General features: G+C 63.8%; 18 protein-coding genes. 9 read left to right on the forward strand and 9 right to left on the reverse strand.

All coding sequences use genetic code 11. The annotated features are described in order from the left end of the window. Positions 1-394 precede the first annotated feature (394 nt). From PCA31118_RS25120 to PCA31118_RS25140, 5 genes are all read left to right on the forward strand, one after another. Positions 395-589, forward strand: coding sequence for a zinc-finger domain-containing protein (locus PCA31118_RS25120; RefSeq protein ID WP_150627675.1), 195 nt, complete (start codon positions 395-397; stop codon positions 587-589). 150 nt (positions 590-739) lie between these two features. Continuing rightward, positions 740-1765, forward strand: a complete 1026-nt coding sequence (gene waaF, locus PCA31118_RS25125; RefSeq protein ID WP_150627676.1) for a lipopolysaccharide heptosyltransferase II — start codon at positions 740-742, stop codon at positions 1763-1765. A gap of 60 nt (positions 1766-1825) precedes the next feature. Beyond that, positions 1826-2281: a nuclear transport factor 2 family protein gene (locus tag PCA31118_RS25130; protein WP_150627677.1), complete on the forward strand. Its 456-nt coding sequence runs from the start codon at positions 1826-1828 to the stop codon at positions 2279-2281. A gap of 16 nt (positions 2282-2297) precedes the next feature. Then, entirely contained in the window at positions 2298-3329 is a 1032-nt protein-coding gene (locus PCA31118_RS25135; protein ID WP_150627678.1) for a YheT family hydrolase, read from the forward strand. 43 nt (positions 3330-3372) lie between these two features. Continuing rightward, positions 3373-4014 carry a DUF2946 family protein gene (locus tag PCA31118_RS25140; RefSeq protein ID WP_150627679.1) on the forward strand — a complete coding sequence of 214 codons (642 nt, stop codon included), beginning with the start codon at positions 3373-3375 and terminating at the stop codon, positions 4012-4014. A 4-nt stretch (positions 4015-4018) separates the two neighbouring features. Here the strand turns inward: PCA31118_RS25140 and PCA31118_RS25145 are convergent, their stop codons facing one another. Then, positions 4019-5428, reverse strand: coding sequence for an MFS transporter (locus tag PCA31118_RS25145; RefSeq protein ID WP_150627680.1), 1410 nt, complete (start codon positions 5426-5428; stop codon positions 4019-4021). A gap of 174 nt (positions 5429-5602) precedes the next feature. Beyond that, a complete protein-coding gene (locus PCA31118_RS25150; RefSeq protein ID WP_150627681.1) occupies positions 5603-7186 on the reverse strand; it encodes a M48 family metalloprotease in 1584 nt (527 codons plus the stop codon). A 177-nt stretch (positions 7187-7363) separates the two neighbouring features. On the opposite strand from PCA31118_RS25150, the gene PCA31118_RS27140 reads away from it, so the two are divergent. Then, a complete protein-coding gene (locus tag PCA31118_RS27140) occupies positions 7364-7510 on the forward strand; it encodes a hypothetical protein (RefSeq protein WP_174990602.1) in 147 nt (48 codons plus the stop codon). 171 nt (positions 7511-7681) lie between these two features. Further along, on the forward strand, positions 7682-8161 hold the full coding sequence (gene moaC, locus PCA31118_RS25155) for a cyclic pyranopterin monophosphate synthase MoaC (protein ID WP_150627682.1): 480 nt from the start codon (positions 7682-7684) through the stop codon (positions 8159-8161). 78 nt (positions 8162-8239) lie between these two features. Here the strand turns inward: moaC and PCA31118_RS25160 are convergent, their stop codons facing one another. After that, on the reverse strand, positions 8240-9121 hold the full coding sequence (locus PCA31118_RS25160; protein WP_425495402.1) for an EamA family transporter: 882 nt from the start codon (positions 9119-9121) through the stop codon (positions 8240-8242). Between the two features lie 147 nt (positions 9122-9268). On the opposite strand from PCA31118_RS25160, the gene PCA31118_RS25165 reads away from it, so the two are divergent. Then, entirely contained in the window at positions 9269-9826 is a 558-nt protein-coding gene (locus PCA31118_RS25165) for a MarR family winged helix-turn-helix transcriptional regulator (protein ID WP_150627692.1), read from the forward strand. Between the two features lie 138 nt (positions 9827-9964). Here PCA31118_RS25165 and PCA31118_RS25170 read toward each other — a convergent pair whose 3' ends face one another. Continuing rightward, positions 9965-11176: an MFS transporter gene (locus PCA31118_RS25170; protein WP_150627683.1), complete on the reverse strand. Its 1212-nt coding sequence runs from the start codon at positions 11174-11176 to the stop codon at positions 9965-9967. Between the two features lie 101 nt (positions 11177-11277). On the opposite strand from PCA31118_RS25170, the gene PCA31118_RS25175 reads away from it, so the two are divergent. Then, on the forward strand, positions 11278-12207 hold the full coding sequence (locus PCA31118_RS25175; RefSeq protein ID WP_150627684.1) for a LysR substrate-binding domain-containing protein: 930 nt from the start codon (positions 11278-11280) through the stop codon (positions 12205-12207). A gap of 117 nt (positions 12208-12324) precedes the next feature. On the opposite strand, the gene groL is transcribed toward PCA31118_RS25175, so the two are convergent. The 5 genes from groL to PCA31118_RS25205 all read right to left on the reverse strand — a co-directional run. Next, positions 12325-13971, reverse strand: coding sequence for a chaperonin GroEL (gene groL / locus PCA31118_RS25180; protein ID WP_044456667.1), 1647 nt, complete (start codon positions 13969-13971; stop codon positions 12325-12327). A gap of 47 nt (positions 13972-14018) precedes the next feature. Then, positions 14019-14309: a co-chaperone GroES gene (gene groES, locus PCA31118_RS25185; protein ID WP_044456668.1), complete on the reverse strand. Its 291-nt coding sequence runs from the start codon at positions 14307-14309 to the stop codon at positions 14019-14021. A 182-nt stretch (positions 14310-14491) separates the two neighbouring features. Further along, a complete protein-coding gene (locus tag PCA31118_RS25190; protein WP_174990603.1) occupies positions 14492-18067 on the reverse strand; it encodes an autotransporter outer membrane beta-barrel domain-containing protein in 3576 nt (1191 codons plus the stop codon). A gap of 496 nt (positions 18068-18563) precedes the next feature. Then, positions 18564-19667: a porin gene (locus PCA31118_RS25200; RefSeq protein ID WP_150627686.1), complete on the reverse strand. Its 1104-nt coding sequence runs from the start codon at positions 19665-19667 to the stop codon at positions 18564-18566. Between the two features lie 123 nt (positions 19668-19790). Then, the coding region (locus PCA31118_RS25205) for an ABC transporter ATP-binding protein (protein WP_150627687.1) at positions 19791-20372 on the reverse strand (582 nt) is incomplete at its 5' end.

The following is a 20372-nucleotide window of genomic DNA, read 5'->3' on the forward strand; positions in this document are numbered from 1 at the left end:
GTCTCTTGACGTTGTTCATCGTTGGCGGCGGACGACAGGCCATTATAGCCACGGTAAATGGTTGCTTAGTTGCGAAAACCCTGTCGCCCGCCGGTTTTTTCTGGCGCAACCGAACCGTTGTCGCGTGCGCACCACGCATGCGCGCACCGGGAAGCGTCCGTACCTCCGCACCCTCTCGCACCCTCTCGCACCCTCCCGCACCCTCCCGCACCCTCCCGCACCCTATTAGGCGGCCCCACACCTGCTCGCAGAACCCGCGAGCCATCCGCAAAGGGCTGCTGCTGCTTTACAATAGCGACTTTTGGTAAGCGGGCGGATGCCCGCCACGCCAATTGCAAGACTATTTGCAATACCAAACGCAATACCAACGAATACCCATCACGGTCCGAACCCCATGAGCGAAGTCAAACAAATGCCGGTTGTCGAAGTCGGCGCCGACGAAATTCCGGTCCACTGCCCGAATCCGAAGATGCCGTTGTGGAGCAGCCACCCGCGTGTGTTCATCGACGTGAGCCACGGCGAAGCCGCCTGTGCCTACTGTGGCACGCGTTATCGCCTGAAGCCCGGCACCGTGATCAAAGGTCACTGACCCCTGTTTGCCTCGCGAGACGGACCCGGCCCAACGCAGCGACCGCGCAGCCAGTGCGCAGTCGGCGCGCTGCGAAGGCCGTGACTGCACGGCCCGCCCGATGTTCCGTCCGCTTCATCGTCACGCTTAACGTACAGAGTCTCCGCCACGATGCATAAAGCCTTGGTGATCGCCCCCAACTGGATTGGGGACGCGCTGATGGCGCAGCCGTTGTTTACCCTGCTCAAGCGTCTGCATCCGCGTCTGACCATCGACGCGATCGCGCCCGGCTGGGTCGCCCCGGTGCTGGAACGCATGCCGGAGATTTCGCGCGTCGTCGCTACCGACCTCGCGCACGGCAAATTGCAGCCGCTCGAACGCTACCGGCTCGCGAGCGTGCTGGCCGACGAGGGTTACGACGCCGCCTACGTGCTGCCGAATTCGCTGAAATCGGCCCTCATTCCGTGGCTCGCGCGCATTCCGCTGCGCATCGGCTACAAGGGCGAGCAGCGCTACGGCCTGCTCAACGTGCGCCATGCCAATCCGCGCAAGGACGAGCGTCCGCCGATGGTGCGGCACTACGCGGCATTGGCGTTCGCCCCAGGGGCCAAGCTGCCCGAGACGCTGCCCACGCCGCGTATCGAAGCCGACCTCAACGAATCGGCCCGTGTATTCGCACGCTTCGGGCTCGATCTGCGCGTGCCGCTGGTCGTCTTCTGCCCGGGCGCCGAGTTCGGGCCGGCCAAGCGCTGGCCGCCGGGCCATTTCGCGCAGTTGGCGCAGTTGGTACGCCGGTCTTTCCCGTACGCCCAGATCATTGCGCTCGGTTCGGGCAAAGACGGCGCGCTCGCACAGCAGATCGCCGCCGAGGCCCCGTTCGTGCGCAATCTTTGCGGTCAGACGTCGCTGGCGGAAGCGTGCGCGTTGCTGGCACGGGCCAATGCCGTCGTGAGCAACGACTCGGGGTTGATGCATGTGACGGCAGCCCTGCGCCGCCCGCAGATCGCCCTGTTCGGTTCGTCCGATCCGCGCCACACCCCGCCATTGTCGGATCAGGCGCATGTCCTGTGGCTACAATTGGAGTGCAGCCCGTGTTTCGCCCGCGAATGCCCGCTGGGGCACACGCGCTGCCTGAACGAGCTGATGCCCGAGCACGTGTTCGCGAATCTGCGCAACATTCTGCTCACGCAGCGCTGAACCGAGCGAGACACCGAAAGGCCTCAGTTCGATCCCGGTAACACTCAACGGTAAATCCTCATGCCACGTTTCGTCCGTCTGTTCGATGCCGCCAGTGAAACCATCACGGCCTTTTATGACGCACTGCGCCGGGGGCAGACGGACCGCGCCATGGCGCTCTGGGCGAACGAGGACTTCGTGAGCTACATTCGCGCCGACGGCACCCGCTGGGATGGCCTCGAACAGATCCGCAGCGGCCTCGTCGCGCAGTTCGCCCAGAGCGTGGTGTTGCTCGATTCGCTGGACACGACCGAGTACGACACCGTCGGCACGGTCGTGCACACGGCAACCGAGGCCATGCGCGTGGGCAACGAAGACGCCAAACAGAACACTGCCCAGCTCATCCACACGACTTACGTGCTGGTCCACGAGCAAGGCGATTGGCGCTTCGCCCACATCCACTCCAGCCCGCTGCCGCCGCACGCCGTCGAGCAATTCAGCCTGATGATGCACGCGCGTCCGGACGGGCTGCACTGATCGATCCGGAGCCCGGATGACAGCGCGCCCGGCCGTCTTTCTTCCCCCGGATTACCGGCCACCCCGGTGGCTGCCCGACGGGCATAGTCAGACGATCTACCCCGCGCTGCTGGGCCGGCGCCCGTTCGTCGAATTCCGGCGCGAGACCTGGGATACCCCCGACGGCGACTTCGTCGACGTCGACTGGCTGGTCGCACCGCCCGCCATGGAAAAGCCTCCGCCCGCGCCAGGTGGGCTTGTCGAGACACCGCTCGTCGTGTTGTTTCACGGTCTGGAGGGAAGCTCGGGCAGTCACTACGCCCGCACCCTCATGCGCGAAGTCCAGGCGCAGGGGTGGCGCGGTGTCATCCCCCACTTCCGCAGTTGCAGCGGTCGCATGAACCGTGCCCCGCGCTTCTACCACTCGGGCGACAGTACCGAGGTCGACTGGATGCTCCAGCGTCTGCGTGCCAGCACGTCAGGGCCGATCTTCGCCGCGGGCGTATCGCTCGGTGGCAACGTGCTGCTGCGCTGGCTCGGCGAGCGCGAGGGACATGCGGCGCAGGTCGTGAGCGCCGCCTGCGCGATCTCCGCACCGCTCGATCTGCGCGCCGGGGGTCTCGCGCTCTCGCGCGGCTTCAACATGGTGTACACGCGCAACTTCCTGGGCACGCTCAAGAAGAAGGCGCTGGCCAAGCTCGATCAATATCCCGGCCTTTACGACCGCGCGCTCATGATGGCCGCGCGCGATCTGGGCGAGTTCGACCACGTGGTGACCGCGCCGCTGCATGGATTCCACAGCGCGTTCGATTACTACACCCGCGCTTCCAGCAAGCCGATTCTGCCGGCCATCGAAGTCCCGACCCTCGTCATCAACGCACGAAACGACCCCTTTCAGCCCGCGAGCGCCCTGCCCGGCGAGGACGACGTCGGCCGCTTCGTGCAACTGCTGCAACCGGCGCACGGCGGACACGTCGGTTTCATGAGCGGCCCGTTCCCGGGCGGCCTCACCTGGATGCCGCGCACGGTCGTCGACTATTTCCGTCAGTTTGTACCGAATGCCGCGTGAGCGAGGGCGTCGGCCTGCGCTCCCTATACATTAAGGATTCCGAATGGATGAGATCGTTCGACAGGCGATGGCCAAGTGGCCCAACGTACCGCATTGCTACGGCTGGCTCGCACTGGATCGTCGCGGTCAGTGGCGCATGCGCGACGAAGCTGCGCAAGCCGCGGGGGCCGCAGGCGACCCGATTCGTCACACGGCACTGATCGCGTTCATCGCACGCAACTACGCCAGTGACGACGCCGGTCGCTGGTACTTCCAGAACGGTCCGCAACGCGTGTATGTTTCGCTCGCGTATGCGCCCTTCGTCGTGCGGTTGACGTGGGATGCCGCAGCGAACGAGGGGCGTGGCGCGCCGGTGCTGACGGATCAATTGGGCAAGCCCTTCGTGCCGCAGGCATGCCTGCTCGACGAAGACGGCAGCGTTGCATTTGCGGGCGCAGCCAATGGCGACACGCGTGCATCGTTGGCATTACTTCACGACCACGATATCGATCTGCTCACGCAGGTATCGGATCTGGCACAGGCGTTCGAGATTGCGCAGACATCCGACGACACGGCCGATGCCCGTGCCGCCATCCATCTCCACTGGAAGAACGGCGACAGCTTGCCCTTTTCCACCGTCCGTGCAGGCACGCTCCCGCAGACATACGGCTTTGAGCGCGAGCCGCAAACCGACCACGACGATTGACTCGCTACACAACGGTGTGGCCCCGGACATGCTGGCTTTCATCGAACAGGTCGGGATAACGGCGCATGTAGAACGTCTCGATATCGTCGTCGGCCTCATTCGGATTGAGCAACCGCCAGGGCTTACGTGCGAGATAGGCGGCCAGCGCGGCGATGCAAGCCAGACCGACATACCAACCATAGGGCCCGCCCACGTCGCGCCATGTGTTGCTCCCCCCATATGACGCGCCATGCAACGTGCCATGAAACGTGCCATACAGCGCACCATAAAACGCGAACGACAACATGCTCGTCAATTGTCCGGTCAGCAGCGTGGCGCTTGCGACTCTGACGCGTACCGATGGCGGAATCGCCAGGACTCGCCGGTCGATGCCGGTCATGGACAGACAGGTGCCGAAGGCGCCCGTCGCCACTAGTGCGGCGCCCAGCGTGCCGACAGTCTGTGAGATCGTGATAGCGACGGAACCGATACAGAACGCGGCCCACACCGACAGATAGCCATACCTTCGTTGCAGCACGCCGCACAACAGCGGGTGAACGACAACGACACCGCCAATCGATCCGACAACGAACATGGCGGTCAGCCACCCGACTTGTGAACTCGGAAGTCCTGCATGCTTGACCCATTGAGGAATCAGTATCGGCACGATGCCTGCCGTCGCAATGCCGAGCAAGATGTCCTGCAACGAAAAAAACCGTTCGGCGGGCAAGCGTACTTTAAGCACGAAGCCAGCGAAGGCGGAACGCCAATGGGACCGCAGGCTGGCTAATTGAGATCCGGGAGATCGGGGAGATCGCTCCGCAAAATGCCTCGCAGGCAATGCCGGAAGTCGCAGCGCCAGCGGGAGTACAAGACATCCGAGCACGGCAACGCAATACATGGCCTGTTGCTGACCGAAGCGCGCCAATGCGCCTCCGGCCAATAACGGCCCGGCAATGCGACCGAAGTTCGCCACGATCCGACGCATGCGAAACGCGGACAACACGCGATCTTTTCCGGTGGTCTCAGCCGGATAGATGCTTAGCAATGGTTGTACGACCGCGAAGGCTGCCACAGCGACGACATCGTTCACAATCCAGAGGGCGAGACTGTGCGTCGCACTCATCACCGCCAAGCGTGACACCCCGGAGAGCGCAATGACGATGCAAGCCCACTGCATGACTCGACTGCGCGGTAATCGGTCAGTCCATAAGGCCGCGAGAGGCAACGTGATGACGGCGCATACGGCAAGTGCCATCTCGTAGGCCACAACGCTCGCGGTGCCAAAGCGGGCAAGCAGGACGAAAGGCACCATCACGTTCCACATGCCGAGATAGGCCGCAAGCAACGCATCCAGCAACAGATAGATGGCGAACGAAGGCACAGTGACGAAGATAAGCAACAGCCACACCGAAACGTCAGGTGTGGCTGTCATGGGAATGGGAGCGAGTGAGCCGCCCCTCGGGTTCCCGCCAGGGCGTGTCAGTCGTATTTAACCTCAGCCTCCGGCCACAAACGCAGTCGAAGGTCGGATTTCCGAATTTCCTCAAGGCATCGGACCTTTCGAAAATGCGGCTACGGATTTGTTGTGGAGGTATGGGACCGAACGTCAACCGAACTGCTTGTTGAAGTCTTTCTCGTCTTCCTTGTCTTCCCGGAAGCGGCGCTGGAACTCGTGCAGTTTCGCGTCGATGGTCGACATCTCGTAGAAATCGGCATCTCCCGCGTCGCGCGCCAGTTTCAACTGGCTGACGGCGGCCATCCACTGACCCTGCAACGCGTACTGTTCCGCGAGCGCTTCATGCTGGCGTGCTCGCTTGCCGCCCGCAGCCCACGCCCCGGCTAACGCGCGCCACCAGATCGGCTCGCTGCGGTAGCGCTCCACTTGCGACTGCAGGAATTTCGTGGCTTCGGCAATGCGCTGACTCGCGACGAGGGCATCCGCATAGGCCATATCGGCCGCCTGCGAGAGCGGAAAGGCGGCACGCGCCTGCGTGGCAATGCGCAGCGCTTCATCGGCTCTGCCCGACAGGCGCGCGATGTCCGAACCAAGCACGGCAAGACTGGGTGTGCCCGGCCCGGTTCCGCCAAACGCCGAGCGCGACTTCTCGAGCGCATCGCGCGCGGGCTCCCAGCGACGTTGTTTGAACTCGGCGAGCGCCACGGCATACCATGCGCCGGCCACGCTCGGTGCCGTCTGCGTTCGGATGGCGGTGCGCTGGGCCTCGGCAATCGCTGCGAAGTCGCTGGCCGATTTTTGCTGCAACACGAGTGAGCGGGCACGCACGAACACGTATTCCGGCGACTGCTCGGGTTGCCGGTAACCGGCGCCGCGCGAGCGATTGAGCATGTCCGCGATGCGATCGGTCGTCAGCGGGTGAGTCCGTACGTATTCCGGCACCCCCGCTTCGTTAATGGCATCGGCACGTTGCAGACGCTCGAAAAACGTCGGCATGGCATACGTGTCGAAGCCCGCCGCCTGCAGCAACTGGAAACCGACCCGATCCGCCTCACGTTCTGCGTCACGGGAGAATCGCAATTGCCGGTCCACGGCCAACCCCTGCCCGCCCATCGCAATGCCCATCCCGAGATCGGAGCTTCTCGCGCCGATACCGGCCAGCAAGCCAAGCAGCAGCCCACCAAGCGCAATCCACGAGTTCTGCGCCTGTTGCCCGAGCATTCGTGCGATATGGTGTTGCAGGACGTGGCCGGTTTCGTGACCCACCACTGACGCCAGCTCCGACTCGGTACGCGTCGTGACGATCAACCCGGTATTGATGCCGATGAACCCGCCGGGCAGCGAAAAGGCGTTGATTGCCGCATCGCGCACGACGAAGAACTCAAAGCTCTGGCTGGCGTCCAGTCCGACCTTGCGGGTCGCCGCGACGAGCCGGCTGCCCAGCGCATTGACGTAGTCGGAGAGCAGCAGATCCGAGAGATAGTCCGGGTCGGCGCGAATCTCGCGCATTACGCGCTCGCCCAGCTTGCGCTCCATCGCCGGCGAGAGGTCCGATGCCGAACTCTGCCCCAACGTCGGCAGTCCCTGCGCTGCGGCGTGCGTCGGCACAACGGCACTCGCCAACGTCATTGCCGTCATCACGGGCAACATGGCCAAAGCAACGGCGCGTCGCCAGCGCGCGACGTGGGTCGTGCGGGCGATGGCGGTGTTGGCGAGTCGGACGCGCGTCGGCATGGGCATCATGCGAGGCAAGGCGCCTGAAGCGGCTGAAGCAGACGGCGCCAGCGTACCGAATGGGATGGGAATGTCGCGAGGGACACGCCGAAGATGCGGCAGGCGGCGCACAACGAGCGGAAGGGTTGTGACGAACGCAGCGAATGACGTCGCTTTGGCATGGTCGCCATGAGTGACATGAGCGACATTAGCGACATTAGCGACATGAGCGACATGAGCGACATGGGCGGCATGAGCAGCGTGGTCGACGTAGTCGGCGTGATTGACGTGATCGGCTTCATGGACGTCAAGAACGTCATGGATAGGGGCGCAGCACGGCGCTGATCATTCTGGGCTGCTGCTATGATAGCAGCCAGACGCGCACGTTCCGCACCATCGCCCGTACGTCCGAGGCATCAGCGAAATCGCGTTTGCGCGCCTGGCAGATCCGGCGCATCCGACGCGCGCTCATGCGCACTTTCGGTCATCATCCCAGCACCTTCTCAGCATCGACTCATGGCAGAACTCACCCACTTCGACACCGCCGGACAGGCCCACATGGTTGACGTCGGCGGCAAGGACAGCACACATCGCATTGCGGTCGCACGCGGCACCATCCGCATGAAACCGGACACGCTGGCGCTGATTCGCAGCGGCTCCGCCAAGAAGGGCGACGTGCTGGGCATCGCCCGTATCGCCGCCATTCAGGGGGCGAAACGCACGGCCGACCTGATACCGCTGTGCCACCCGCTGGCGCTGACTCGCGTTACGGTGGAGTTTCTGATCGACGAGGGTGAGAACGCCGTACATTGCCGCGCGCAGGTCGAGACCATCGGTCGCACCGGCGTGGAGATGGAAGCCCTCACCGCCGTGCAAGTCGGCCTGCTGACGATCTACGACATGTGCAAGGCGGTCGATCGCGGCATGACCATGACCGACGTGCGCGTGCTCGAGAAGCACGGCGGCAAGTCGGGTGACTGGGTCGTCGCCGAATAAGACAACGGAAAACTCACAGGAAAACTTGACGGCAAGCCGTCCGGCATCGGACGGCATCTAGCGTCGATCAAGCACCGATCAGGTTCGCGACGCGGTCCACTGCACGGCCAGTATGCTCGCGAACACCATCGCAAGTCCCACGAATGCCAGGCCCCTGATCGCCTGCCCCAGCAACACCCAGCCCAGCACCACGGCCGTGAGCGGACTCAGCAGTCCCAGCGACGACACGGCCACCGGCGCCAGACGTGCAATGCCCCGGAACCACAGGGCATACGCCAGCAGAGCGCCCGCCATCGACAGGTATGCGTAGCCCGCAATCTGCAACCCGGTGAGCGAGGGCAACGCAGGATCGACCATCAGCGTCACCGGCACCAGCATCAAGCCGCCCAGCAGCAATTGCCAGCCCGTGAGCGCGAGTACCGGCATGTTGAGTCGCCAGCGACGCGTGAGATACGTCCCCGTCGCCATGCTCGCCGCACCGGCCAGCGCCGCAACGATACCGACCGGCTCGAACACCGTGCCCGGCGACAACAGCAACACCCCCATGCCGACCACCCCCGCCACCGCCGCCCAGACCGTGCTCGCCAACGGACGCCGCTGTTCCACGCCCCACGCCAGCGCCATGACGAGCAACGGCTGAATCGCGCCCACCACCGCCGCGAGGCCGCCTGGCAACCGGTACGCCGCGACGAACAGCAGCGCCTGAAACGCACCGATATTCAGCGCCGAGAGCACCAGCAGACGCCCCCAATCCCCGCGCGCCGGCCACCGTCGCGCATACAGCAGAAGCAACAGTCCGGAAGGCAACACGCGAATCAGCGCGGCGGTAAAAGGTCGGTCAGGCGGCAGAATCTGTGTCGTCACGATGTAGGTCGATCCCCAGATGACCGGCGCGAGCGCCGTCAACACGATATCGAACCAGGTGCGTTTCGGGGGTGACGTCGTTGTCATGATGATCATGATGATTTATCTTCAATTCAAGATAAATTGGAGTTTGGTATCCTTTTGTCTTGATGTCAAGACAACTTGAGAGGACGTATGCCTAACGGGTCGACAGAGGATGAAGCGACGCAGCGAGTGCAGGACGCACACGAGGACGCACACGGCATGGCCCGCGCGCGTCGCACGGGCGGTTCGCACCGAGCGCCATTGAACGGCGATGCCGTCGACGCGATTCTTGCTCAGTGGCGCCGCGAGCGCCCTGACCTCGACGTCTCGCCCATGGGCGTGATCGGTCGCCTCAAACGTTGCGCGGCGCTCGTCCAGCAACAACTCGACGCAACGTTCGCCCAATTCGACATGAGCGGCTGGGAATTCGACATGCTGGCGACGTTGCGTCGCTCAGGCGCCCCGTATCGGCTGGCACCGACGGCACTCTTCTCCACGCTGATGGTGACCTCCGGCACGATGACGCACCGGTTGCAGCGCCTCGAAGGCCGCGGATGGATCGTCCGTGTCGCCAATCCGGAGGACGCGCGCAGCACGCTCGTCCAGTTGACGGACGAAGGGTTCGCGGTGATCGAGCGCGCGGTGGAGGCCCATGTCGCCAACGAGCACCGCATGCTGGCACCGCTCACGACGGCATCGCTCACCCAAATCGATGCCGGGCTGTGCGACTGGTTGCGTGTACTCGAATCGGGTAAGTCGCCCACAGGCGGCAAATAAGCCGCGGACAAGCCTCGGGTCGGAAGCGAGGCGCAATGTGAAGGCGAAGTGAAAACAAAGTGAAAACGCCGAAATAGACACAGGGCCGCCATGGCGACCCTGTGTCTTGACGTCAAGCCAATTCGGCTTCCCCCTCCATCACGCCGCAACCGCTTTGCCGGCACGCTGACGTTGCGGCCAGAAGTACCACACGGCGCCCATCAGTTGCAGCACGACCAGTATCGTCCACGCCACGAAGTGACCCTGTGCGCTGTGCGCTGCATACGCCCCCAATATCGTCCCCACGCCGACCTGGCACAGGAAGATCAGCACGAAAATGACGAGGGTGAGCGACGTATTCACGCGACCGATCAGCGTTCCGTGGAAATATTCGGCGAGCACTGCGTACGAGAGAATGCCCGTGCCACCGAAGATTCCGTACGCGGCCCACAGCCAGGCCGGCGGAACCGGCGTTCGCAGCATGAGCAGCAACTGCACGACGACGAACAGCACCATGCCCACGCCGGAGAAGGCGAAGAGACTCACACCCCGGCGCTCCAGCGAGCGGGCCGCCGCGCCGAACACCACGCTGCCAGCCATCATCGAAAGCCCGACGACCGACACCACCGAGGCGGCCTGCGTCTCGGACAACCCTTCGACGTCACGCATGAACGGCGCCATCCACAGCGACTGCATCGCGTAGAACACGCCCTGCGTGATTCCCGAGAGCGACGTCACCTTCCAGAACATGGCGCTGCCCAATACCTGACGCACCCCTTGCAGCGCCTCGGACAACCCGCCTTGTGCGTGCGCGCCGGGCTTGTCCGGCGCACCGAACCACAAGGCGGCCGACATGAAAACGGTAAGTGCCGCAAGGCCGAACGACACGACGCGCCAGTCCGTCAGCCCCAGCACCCAGTTCAACGGCGTGCCGACGACGACCCCGCCCATGCCGCCCACCGCCATCACGAGACCATTGACCAACGGCAACCTCGCGACCGGAAACCACTGCGCGAGCGCCTTGAACGCACTGCCCAGACAGACCGACACCCCGACACCAATGAGCAGACGGCCGACCATGAGTGCGGCAATGCCTTGCGCCAGACCGAACAATGCGGCGCCGGCGGCGGCCAGCAGCAACACGAGCGACGCCACGCGACGAGGACCGAACTTGTCGAGCAACACGCCCGCCGGCAACTGCGCGCCGGCAAAACCGAGGAAGTAGAGACTGGTGAGTAGTCCGAGGTCAGCGGACGACAGGCCCAATTCGCGCGTCATGAATGGCGCAAATCCGATGTTCACACCGCGATACACGTATGAGACGAAGTATCCGCAGGCGAACAGCACGAAAATTCTGAATGCTTTCGACATGGCGTAAACCCTAGCAAATTGCATGGGCTCGATTGTCGGCGGAACCGGGCGTCCAGGCCAACGAAACCTTTGCGCTCGCATTGTGAGTAGAATTTGACATCATGTTCCCACACCTCCCTCCTCTCCAGTCGTTACGTGCACTGGAGGCCGCTGCCCGTCATCGCAGCTTTACGCGTGCCGCACAAGAGTTGAATTTGACGCACAGTGCGGTGAGTCATCACATGCGTTCGCTGGAGCAGCAGCTCGGCACCGCCCTGTTTCGCCGCGTAGGCGCCCGGATGATACCGACGAGCGTGGGGGCGCGCTTGGCGGAGCGCGTACGCATCGGCATGTCGGAGCTCGACGAGGCAATGATCGAGGCAAAGGCGGGCATGACACCCGATGCGACACCCGCCATCGTGCGTCTGGAGATCAGCGTGATGACCGATCTGGCGGCGCAGTGGCTTATTCCGCGTCTGTCGCGCTTTAGCGATTTGCATCCCGGGATCGATCTCGTGGTGCGGATTCACGCCGATATCGCCGCCCCCGATCCGTATTCAGTCGATGTGGGCATCTGGCACCAGCGGGTGGAGGAGCCGGGATTCGTTACCCGCAAGCTGCTCGACGACTTTGTGATCGCGGTCTGCCGCCCCGACCTGATCGCCCGCGTGCCGGACTTCACGGTGGCCGACACGCCGAAATTACCGATGCTGCGGTTTGCCTACCGGTCGTGGCGCGACTGGCAGGTCGCGGCGGGTCTGACGCCACATGAGCCGACGCGCGGACCGATTTTCGACGACTCGGGCCTGCTGCTGCGGGCAGCCCTCGCGGGACATGGTGTTGCCACCGCGCGAAGTTTGCTGGTGCGCGATGCACTGGCCGCGGGCGAGTTGGTGCAGATCGGTGACGTGTGCATTCCACCGAGCCTCGAATATCACGTGAACTGGCGGGAAAATCATCCGCGCGAGCGCGCGATTCATGCCTTCTGGGATTGGATGCAGGAAGAAATCGCCAACACCGCGCCGCTGATGCCCTCCCCGATCAAGGGATAAACCGACGCGCAAAAAAAACGGCAACCCGGTCCGAAGACCGAGTTGCCGTTCCTGAGGCACACGCTGGGAGCGCCGGAGCACCTTACGGCGCCCCGGCCATGCGGTCTCTTGCGAGACTTACATGCCCATGCCCATGCCGCCCATGCCGCCCATGTCGCCCATACCACCGGCCATCGGAGCATCTTCCTTCGGCAGTTCGGCAACGGCGCAGTCGGTCGTCAGGAGCAGGCCCGACACCGAAGCGGCGTTTTGCAGTGCGGTGCGGGTGACCTTGGTCGGGTCCACAACGCCCATTTCCACCAGATCGCCGTACTCGCCGGTCGATGCGTTGTAGCCGTAGTTGCCCTTGCCGGCGACCACGTTGGCCACGACGACGCTGGCTTCTTCGCCACCGTTGGTGACGATCTGACGCAGCGGCTCTTCCATCGCGCGCAGCACGATTTTGATACCGGCGTCCTGGTCAGCGTTGGCGCCCTTCAGGTCCGACACGGCCACGCGAGCGCGCAGCAGCGCAACACCACCGCCCGGGACGATGCCTTCTTCCACGGCAGCGCGGGTAGCGTGCAGCGCGTCTTCGACGCGTGCCTTCTTTTCCTTCATTTCGACTTCGGTCGCAGCACCGACCTTGATCACGGCAACACCGCCGGCCAGCTTGGCCACGCGCTCTTGCAGCTTTTCACGGTCGTAGTCGCTGGTCGCTTCTTCGATCTGGGCACGGATCTGCTTGACGCGTGCTTCGATGTTCACGGCTTCGCCGGCGCCATCGATGATGATGGTGTTTTCCTTGCCGATTTCGATACGCTTGGCCTGGCCCAGCTCTGCGAGCGTTGCCTTTTCGAGCGTCAGACCGATTTCTTCGGCGATGACCTGGCCGCCCGTCAGGATGGCGATGTCTTCCAGCATGGCCTTGCGGCGGTCGCCGAAGCCCGGAGCCTTGACGGCGCAGGTCTTCAGGATGCCACGGATGTTGTTGACCACCAGCGTTGCGAGGGCTTCGCCTTCGACGTCTTCGGCGATGATCAGCAGCGGACGGCCAGCCTTGGCGACTTGTTCCAGAACCGGCAGCAGGTCACGGATGTTCGACACTTTCTTGTCGAACAGCAGGACGAACGGGTTCTCGAGGATCGCGACTTGCTTTTCCGGGGTGTTGATGAAGTACGGCGAGAGGTAGCCGCGGTCGAATTGCATACCTTCGACGACGTCGAGCTCGTCTTGCAGCGACTTGCCGTCTTCGACGGTGATCACGCCTTCCTTGCCGACCTTGTCCATCGCCTTGGCGATGTAGTCACCGATCGAGGTGTCGCTGTTGGCCGAGATCGAGCCGACTTGTGCGATTTCCTTGTTGGTGGTGCAGGGCTTGCTGATCTTGCGGAGTTCTTCGATGGCAGCAGCAACGGCCTTGTCGATACCGCGCTTGAGGTCCATCGGGTTCATGCCCGAGGCAACGTACTTCATGCCTTCGCGAACGATCGACTGGGCCAGCACCGTTGCGGTGGTGGTACCGTCGCCGGCGTTGTCGCTGGTCTTGGAAGCCACTTCCTTGACCATTTGCGCGCCCATGTTCTGGAGCTTGTCCTTGAGTTCGATTTCCTTGGCGACCGACACACCGTCCTTGGTCACGGTCGGGCCGCCGAAGCTGCGCTCGAGCACGACGTTACGGCCCTTCGGGCCCAGGGTCACCTTGACTGCATTCGCGAGGATGTTGACACCCTCGACCATCTTGGAACGAGCGGCGTCGCCGAAAACGACTTCTTTAGCTGCCATTGCATTAACTCCTTGAATTCTTTACGTAGATGTCTGGGGGGACAGACTTACTTGGCCACGACAGCCATGATGTCTTCTTCGCGCATGACCAGCAGTTCCTGGCCATCCACCTTCACGCTCTGGCCGGCGTACTTGCCGAACAGAACACGGTCGCCCACCTTCACGTCGAGTGCGATCAACGCGCCTTTGTCGTCGCGCTTGCCCGGGCCGACCGCGAGGATTTCGCCTTGATCCGGCTTTTCAGCGGCGGCGTCCGGGATCACGATGCCCGAAGCAGTCTTCGTTTCGTTGTCCAGGCGCTTGACAATAACGCGGTCATGCAAGGGACGAAGATTCATTACAAGCTCCTCTTTCTCTCAGTGAGATCGTCAAAACTAAATATGCAATCAGTTGCATATTGGGGAATTCATGGCGTTGTTAGCACTCTGCGCCAACGAGTGCTAATTATAGGGACGGGGTTTTACGATTTCAAGACGCGGGGTTTTCCCGGATGTCGAAAAGGCCTTGATCTGCGGGCACGTCAGAACCGGTAGCTCACCTTCAGGCTGCCCGCCTGCGCGGATGCGCGGGCGGTGTTGACGAGCGCATCGTAGGCGAGGGAGACGTCCAGACGCTTCGCGAGCGTCACGCCGAAGCTCGCGCCCAGCGTCAGATAGCCGCGCGCCAGGGGGGTGCCGGGGGCCACGAAAATCGTGCCGTCCTGCGAGGCCACGGTGATGGCCCGTCCGGCATCGAGCAATTCGTAGGCATAGGCGGCGCGAAATTGCGCATGCATCGGTCGCCACGCCTCTGCGAACGCCTTGTCGAACGTTACGCCCACGAACGGCTGAAGGCTGCGCGTATTGTCCGTCCCAACGCGCAGATTCTGTCCGCCCGCCCCGCTTTCGTCGAAGCCATTGGCGTGGAAGTAGGCGTAGCGCAGGCCGACACGCGGCGTAACCGCCACCCCGGCGACCGACAACGGCGCGCTCGCCTGTGCCGCGGCCGTGAACTCCTGCCCGATATGATCGCCTTGCGCTGTGCCGATGCCCGCGAACGGGCGCTTCTGTGACATGAAGTCAAGGCCGTAACCGACCGATGCGGCAACATCGACCGGACCGATCTCGCGACTCGCGTAGGCGGCCAGCCGCAGGGTGTCGATCGTGCCAGAGTTCGCCGTGCCCGCCTCCGAGAGATCGGCGTGGGAATAGCCGCCAGCCAACCCGACGGTATTGTCCCCCATGCGCTTGTGCGCGCCTGCGAGGAAGCCGTAACGGTTTTCCTGAAACCCTGGCTGACCATCGGCGCCCGACAAACGCCCGTGAAGTCCCGTCGCGCTCGCCCAGACCGTGGGGCCGTGCTCGGCCCCATCGCCGGTCGACAGCCCCGTGCCGACGGAGCGTCTCGTGGCCTGGTCGAGCACCGCTGCCGTCGTGGACTGGGCGTTCATCACCGCTGCCGTGCCCAGGGCAGTGAAGACGCTCGTGTTCTTCGGCGCAACGACCACGGCCCCCGACGGGTCCGAAGCGCCCGGTCCGCCAGATGCCGGATCGTTGAGCGCGAGCGTCACGTCGTTGGCGCCGTAGCTCACGGCGGAGCGCAGATTGCCAAGATCGGCACCGGCCGACACCGCCTCGGTCACCGAGGAAAATCGCCCGCTCACACCGTTCGCGGCGCTCAACAAGGTGTATCGCGTCGACCGATAAGTGCCCGGATCGTAGGTAATCGCGAGCACGCCGTTCAATGTCGCGCTGCCCGACACCTTGAGCAGCGACGCCGCCGTCGGGCTGACCTCGATCGCCAGCGTAGCGTTCGACGCTTGCGTGTAGTTTCCGGCGACGCTCAACGTACCGATGGACCCGCCCGGCGCCACGATGCCGCCGTTGGTCACACTGCCGAGGATCGTGCCGTGCCCGCGCAGTGTGCCCTGAGAACCGACGGCGACGTCGCCGCCCTGCACCGCGCGCTCGTGCGCGGCGTCGCCGATCTCAAGCGTGCCCGCTGCAACTGTGGTCGTACCGGTAAAGGCGGTGCTTGCCCCGTTGAGCACCAGCATGCCCGCGCCCTGTTTGACGAAACCCCCGCTACCGGTCAGGTCGCCAGCATAGGTGGCGTCGCTCGCAGCATCGACCGTCAGCGTGCTCGTACCGACGGCGAAGCGCGTGCCCGCCGCACCGGACAAGCGGGAGAGGGTGAGCGCGCCTGCGGCGGACGCATCGAACGTTGCGCCACTGCCGGCCAGCGTCACTGTCGTCGCCGGCGACAACTGTCCGCCAGCGATGAGCGCGAGCGTGCCCGCATTGATTGTCGTCGCGCCGGTATAGGTGTTCACGCCCCCGAGCATCTGCGTGCCGCCATTCAGTGTCAGGCCGCCTGTACCGGTGATGGTGCCCGAGAAGACGCCGGTCGCCTGCGTCAGCGTCAGCGTTCGCGCCCCTAGCGATACGGTCCCAAGCCCTGTCAGGGCCGTTAGTGACGCGCCATTCGTCGTTGCGGAAATATCGAGCGTGCCGTTATTCGCCACACCGCTCGACGACGCAACGCTTCCGGTGCCGGTCAGGGCCAGCACCGCGCCGTTATCGATGGTCGTCGCGCCGGAATAGGTATTCACACCGGTGAACGTCTGCCTGCCGCCGACCAGGTGCACGCCACCGGTGCCGTCGATGACGCCTTCGAATGCCGAGGTCGCGTCCGCGTTGGTGAGCGAGAGCGTCTGGCCGCCGAGTCGCACGGCGCCGCCGCCGGAAAGCGATTTGATCGATGTGCCGGCCGTCACGCTCGAAATGTCGAACACACCGCCCACGCCGCCCACGCCGGTCACCGTCACACCCGACGATGCCGCTATGCTGGCGTTGCCCGATAGCGCCAACGTGCCGCTGTCGATCGTCGTGGCGCCGGTGTACGTATTGACCGACGCCATCGTCAGGACATTCGAACTGATGCCTTCGAGCGTCAGTTTGCCTGCGCCCGACACCACGCCGGATATCGTCAAGCCAGATGTCGCGGTCGAGAAAATCACGTTCGACGTGTCGTCGCTCAGAACAACGGCATTGTTGAGCGTCAGCGCGGGATTGCGGGCGGCTATGGTGGCACCTGCGCCTGCGTCGAATAGCAGATCGCCGAGAATCGCCGAGCCGGACAGCAGATTCAGCGTGTTGTTCAGGCCACCGAACTCGATGGCCGCGGCGCGTGTCGTGCCACCGTTGTTCATCCCGCCCATGATGAGGCCTTCATTGTCGATGGTGTCGTTTCCGCGCGTGCGTACGCCGACACCACCGGTCAAACCGGCGCCGCCCGAGATGGTTCCCGCGTTGGCAAGCGTGTTGCTCAGTCCCGCGAGATTAACGCCGGTGCCGCCACTGCCCCCCGTCCCGCCTGAGATGGTCGCGGTACCGGCGCTGCCGCCGACACCGCCCGTGATCGTGCCGCGGTTGGTGATGTTGGCGCGTCCACCGAGCGCGAGCAACCCGTCGCCGCCCCCGCCACCGCCACCGCTAAAGGCGCCAGAGCCGCCCACACCGCCAGCCCCTCCGGTAATTGCTCCCGAATTGGAGATCAACGCCGATTCTGTGTAAGACATCAGCCCCGCCCCGCCGCCGCCGCCCCCGCCGCCGTTGCCTACGCCACCGACAGCATTGCCACCGTGGCCACCTGCACCGCCGGTGATCGACGCAGCCACGTTGATGTCGCGGCCAAAATAGTAGATACCGGTGTTTCCGCCGTTGCCACCGCTGGCAAAGTTGGTGCCATCGGGGCCGGTGTTGCCGTCGAGGCCGCTCGTCCGGGCATTGATCGTTATGCCGTCGGTGAAGTAGACATTTGTCGGAGATCCCGGCGACGCCGCGCCACTATCGCCGGACGCGCCAGTGCCTCCGATCCCCTGCAGCCCCCAGGCGCCGGGAACCGGCACCGTCACGCCGTTGGCGTCCAGCGTGCTCGAACCGCCGCCCTGCCCGTTGCCGACGCCACCTGCGCCGCCTCGTGCCGAGGCACCATCGCCCCCCGGTGCGCCACAGCCCCGGATGTCCCCCGTGCTGCATGTCCCGGCGGCCCATAGCGCGGGCGCTGTCCCGGCGAGCGCCAATGCGACCGCCGTACTACCCGCCGTCCGAACCATTCGCCTACCAAACGGACGTCTGGCCAACGACACAGACGCGCCGTGCACGCCAGGCGTTGCGGACGCTATGGTCGATGGGAACTGAGCTTTTTGAGCACGGCGCGAAGCACGCCTGAGTTTGCGTGAGACCACGAATATCCTCTCGTATTGGGCCGTGCATGGCGACCGGCGACCGAGAAGATTCGGTCTTTCCCCCGCAGTACGGCTGTTCTCGAACACCAGTGCTCTGAGATGCCGTTCGATTTGAATTGATTGAGCACTGGGGCGATGCAACCTGTTCGCCCGATGCATCGGAAACCGAATGTAATACAACGAAAGGTAATTCGCTACTCGAATTCGCCCGACGGCAAGGCGATGCCCGGCCCGCGACGCTCAGAATCTGTGTGGCTGATGCCCCGCGGCATGAACAAATTGGTCAGGCTCCCCGGACGAGGATCGTCCGGGTTGGGCGGCGATCCGCCGGACGCCACGCATGTGCGCGATGTCCGGGACAGGATCAGAACGTGTGACGAACGCCCAGCATCACCCCTAACTGATTGCCGCCCATGGCCGGAGACGCGGGCACGACGGTAGCGCCGCTCACCGAGAAATTGCTTTGCGCGCCGTTCGTCAGGAAGCCGGTCTGTGCATACACCGCCGTGCGCTTCGACAGGCTGTAAGTCGCCCGAGCGACATACATGATCGAATGCACGCTGGCGTCCTTGCTGTTGTAGTAGACGACTTGCGCATCCACCTGCAACGGCACACTGACTGCATAAGACGCACCAAGATAGAACAGGTTTGACGACACGCTCGTCACGTCGGCGTGAATCCATCGCCCGATCCATCCACCACCGACCTTGACCGGCCCGAGCACGAAATAGCCGTTGGCGACCAGCCGGCGGTCTCGACTGCTCGCGCGGGTCATCGCATAACTCGCCGTCGGCGCGATCATCGCCGGCGCGGAACCCGCGCCACCACGCTGTTCATCGAACGCTACCGCGGCTCCCCATTTCGCCGCGTTGTACTTGAGCATCGCCGAGATTTCCCGACACGCGAGAAAGTTGCCTGCGGTCTGGCCGGCACAACTCGTCGAGTCGCGACCGGTCGAGTACTCCGCCCCGACAGTCAGGCCGTTGAACACGCCCTTATAGGCAAGGCTGTTGTCGTTACGCGGGTTCGGAATGAAACTGTCGTACGATCCCATGCTGTAGATCGCGGGTCCGATCACATCCGAGTCGAGCAACGACAGATACGTCATGCCGTACTGGCGGCCGATCGTGAGGGTTCCCCACTTGCCGCCCAGCCCCACGAAGGACTGACGCCCGAACAAACGGCCACCCTGTGCCGACGTGCCGTTGTTCAGTGCGAAGCCGCTTTCCAGCGTCCATAGCGCCTGCAAGCCGTCACCGAGATCTTCCGTGCCACGCATGCCCCAGCGCGAGGGCAACGTGGCGGTATTGGTCGGCACGCGCACCAGCGTCCCGCCCTGCGGGGTGGCGTGCGTCAGGTATTCCACGCCCGTATCGAGCAGGCCGTAGAGCTGAACATTCGATTGCGCGTGGGCAATACTTCCCACTACCGTGCTCGCCATCGCGGCGGCAAGTATCAGACGCTTCATTGATTGTCTCCAAACCTTATTTATTAGTATTACTACTTATTTTATTGACGCCTCCTGATATCGCCTCGTCCCCGGTCACCTCCTCCAGCCTGGCTGCTTGTCGTTTGGTCGGTAGGGGGTGTCTCAAGCGGAGGCCGCAGCCTTCTTGGCCAACCCCAGATAAGTCTCGATGACCTTCGGATTGGTCGCCAATTCCTGCGCCGGGCCTTCCAGTGCCAGCTCGCCTGTCTCGATCACGTAAGCGTAATCGGCGACCTGCAAGGCGGCCCGGGCGTTCTGCTCGATGAGCAGGGTTGCCACACCCGTCTTGCGCAAGTCATTGATGATATGGAAGATTTCCTTCACGATCAGCGGCGCCAGGCCCAGACTCGGCTCGTCGAGCATCAGCAACTGCGGCTTGGCCATCAACGCCCGGCCAACGGCCAGCATCTGCCGCTCCCCGCCCGAGAGCGTCCCCGCCTGCTGAACACGACGCTCTTTCAGACGCGGGAACAATTCGTAGACCACTTCCATCTGGTCCAGGAAGTGCTTCTCCCCCGCCTTCTTGCGACGGTAGGCCCCCAGCAACAAGTTGTCCTCAACCGTCATCGTCGAGAACAGCTCGCGCTTTTCCGGCACCAGACACATGCCCCGCGAGACACGCGCTTCGATGCTCAGCGCCGACATCTCGTGACCCAGATAGGCCACGCTGCCCTTGCTCGATCC

The organism is Pandoraea captiosa (genome assembly GCF_902459775.1).
Lineage (GTDB): Bacteria > Pseudomonadota > Gammaproteobacteria > Burkholderiales > Burkholderiaceae > Pandoraea > Pandoraea captiosa.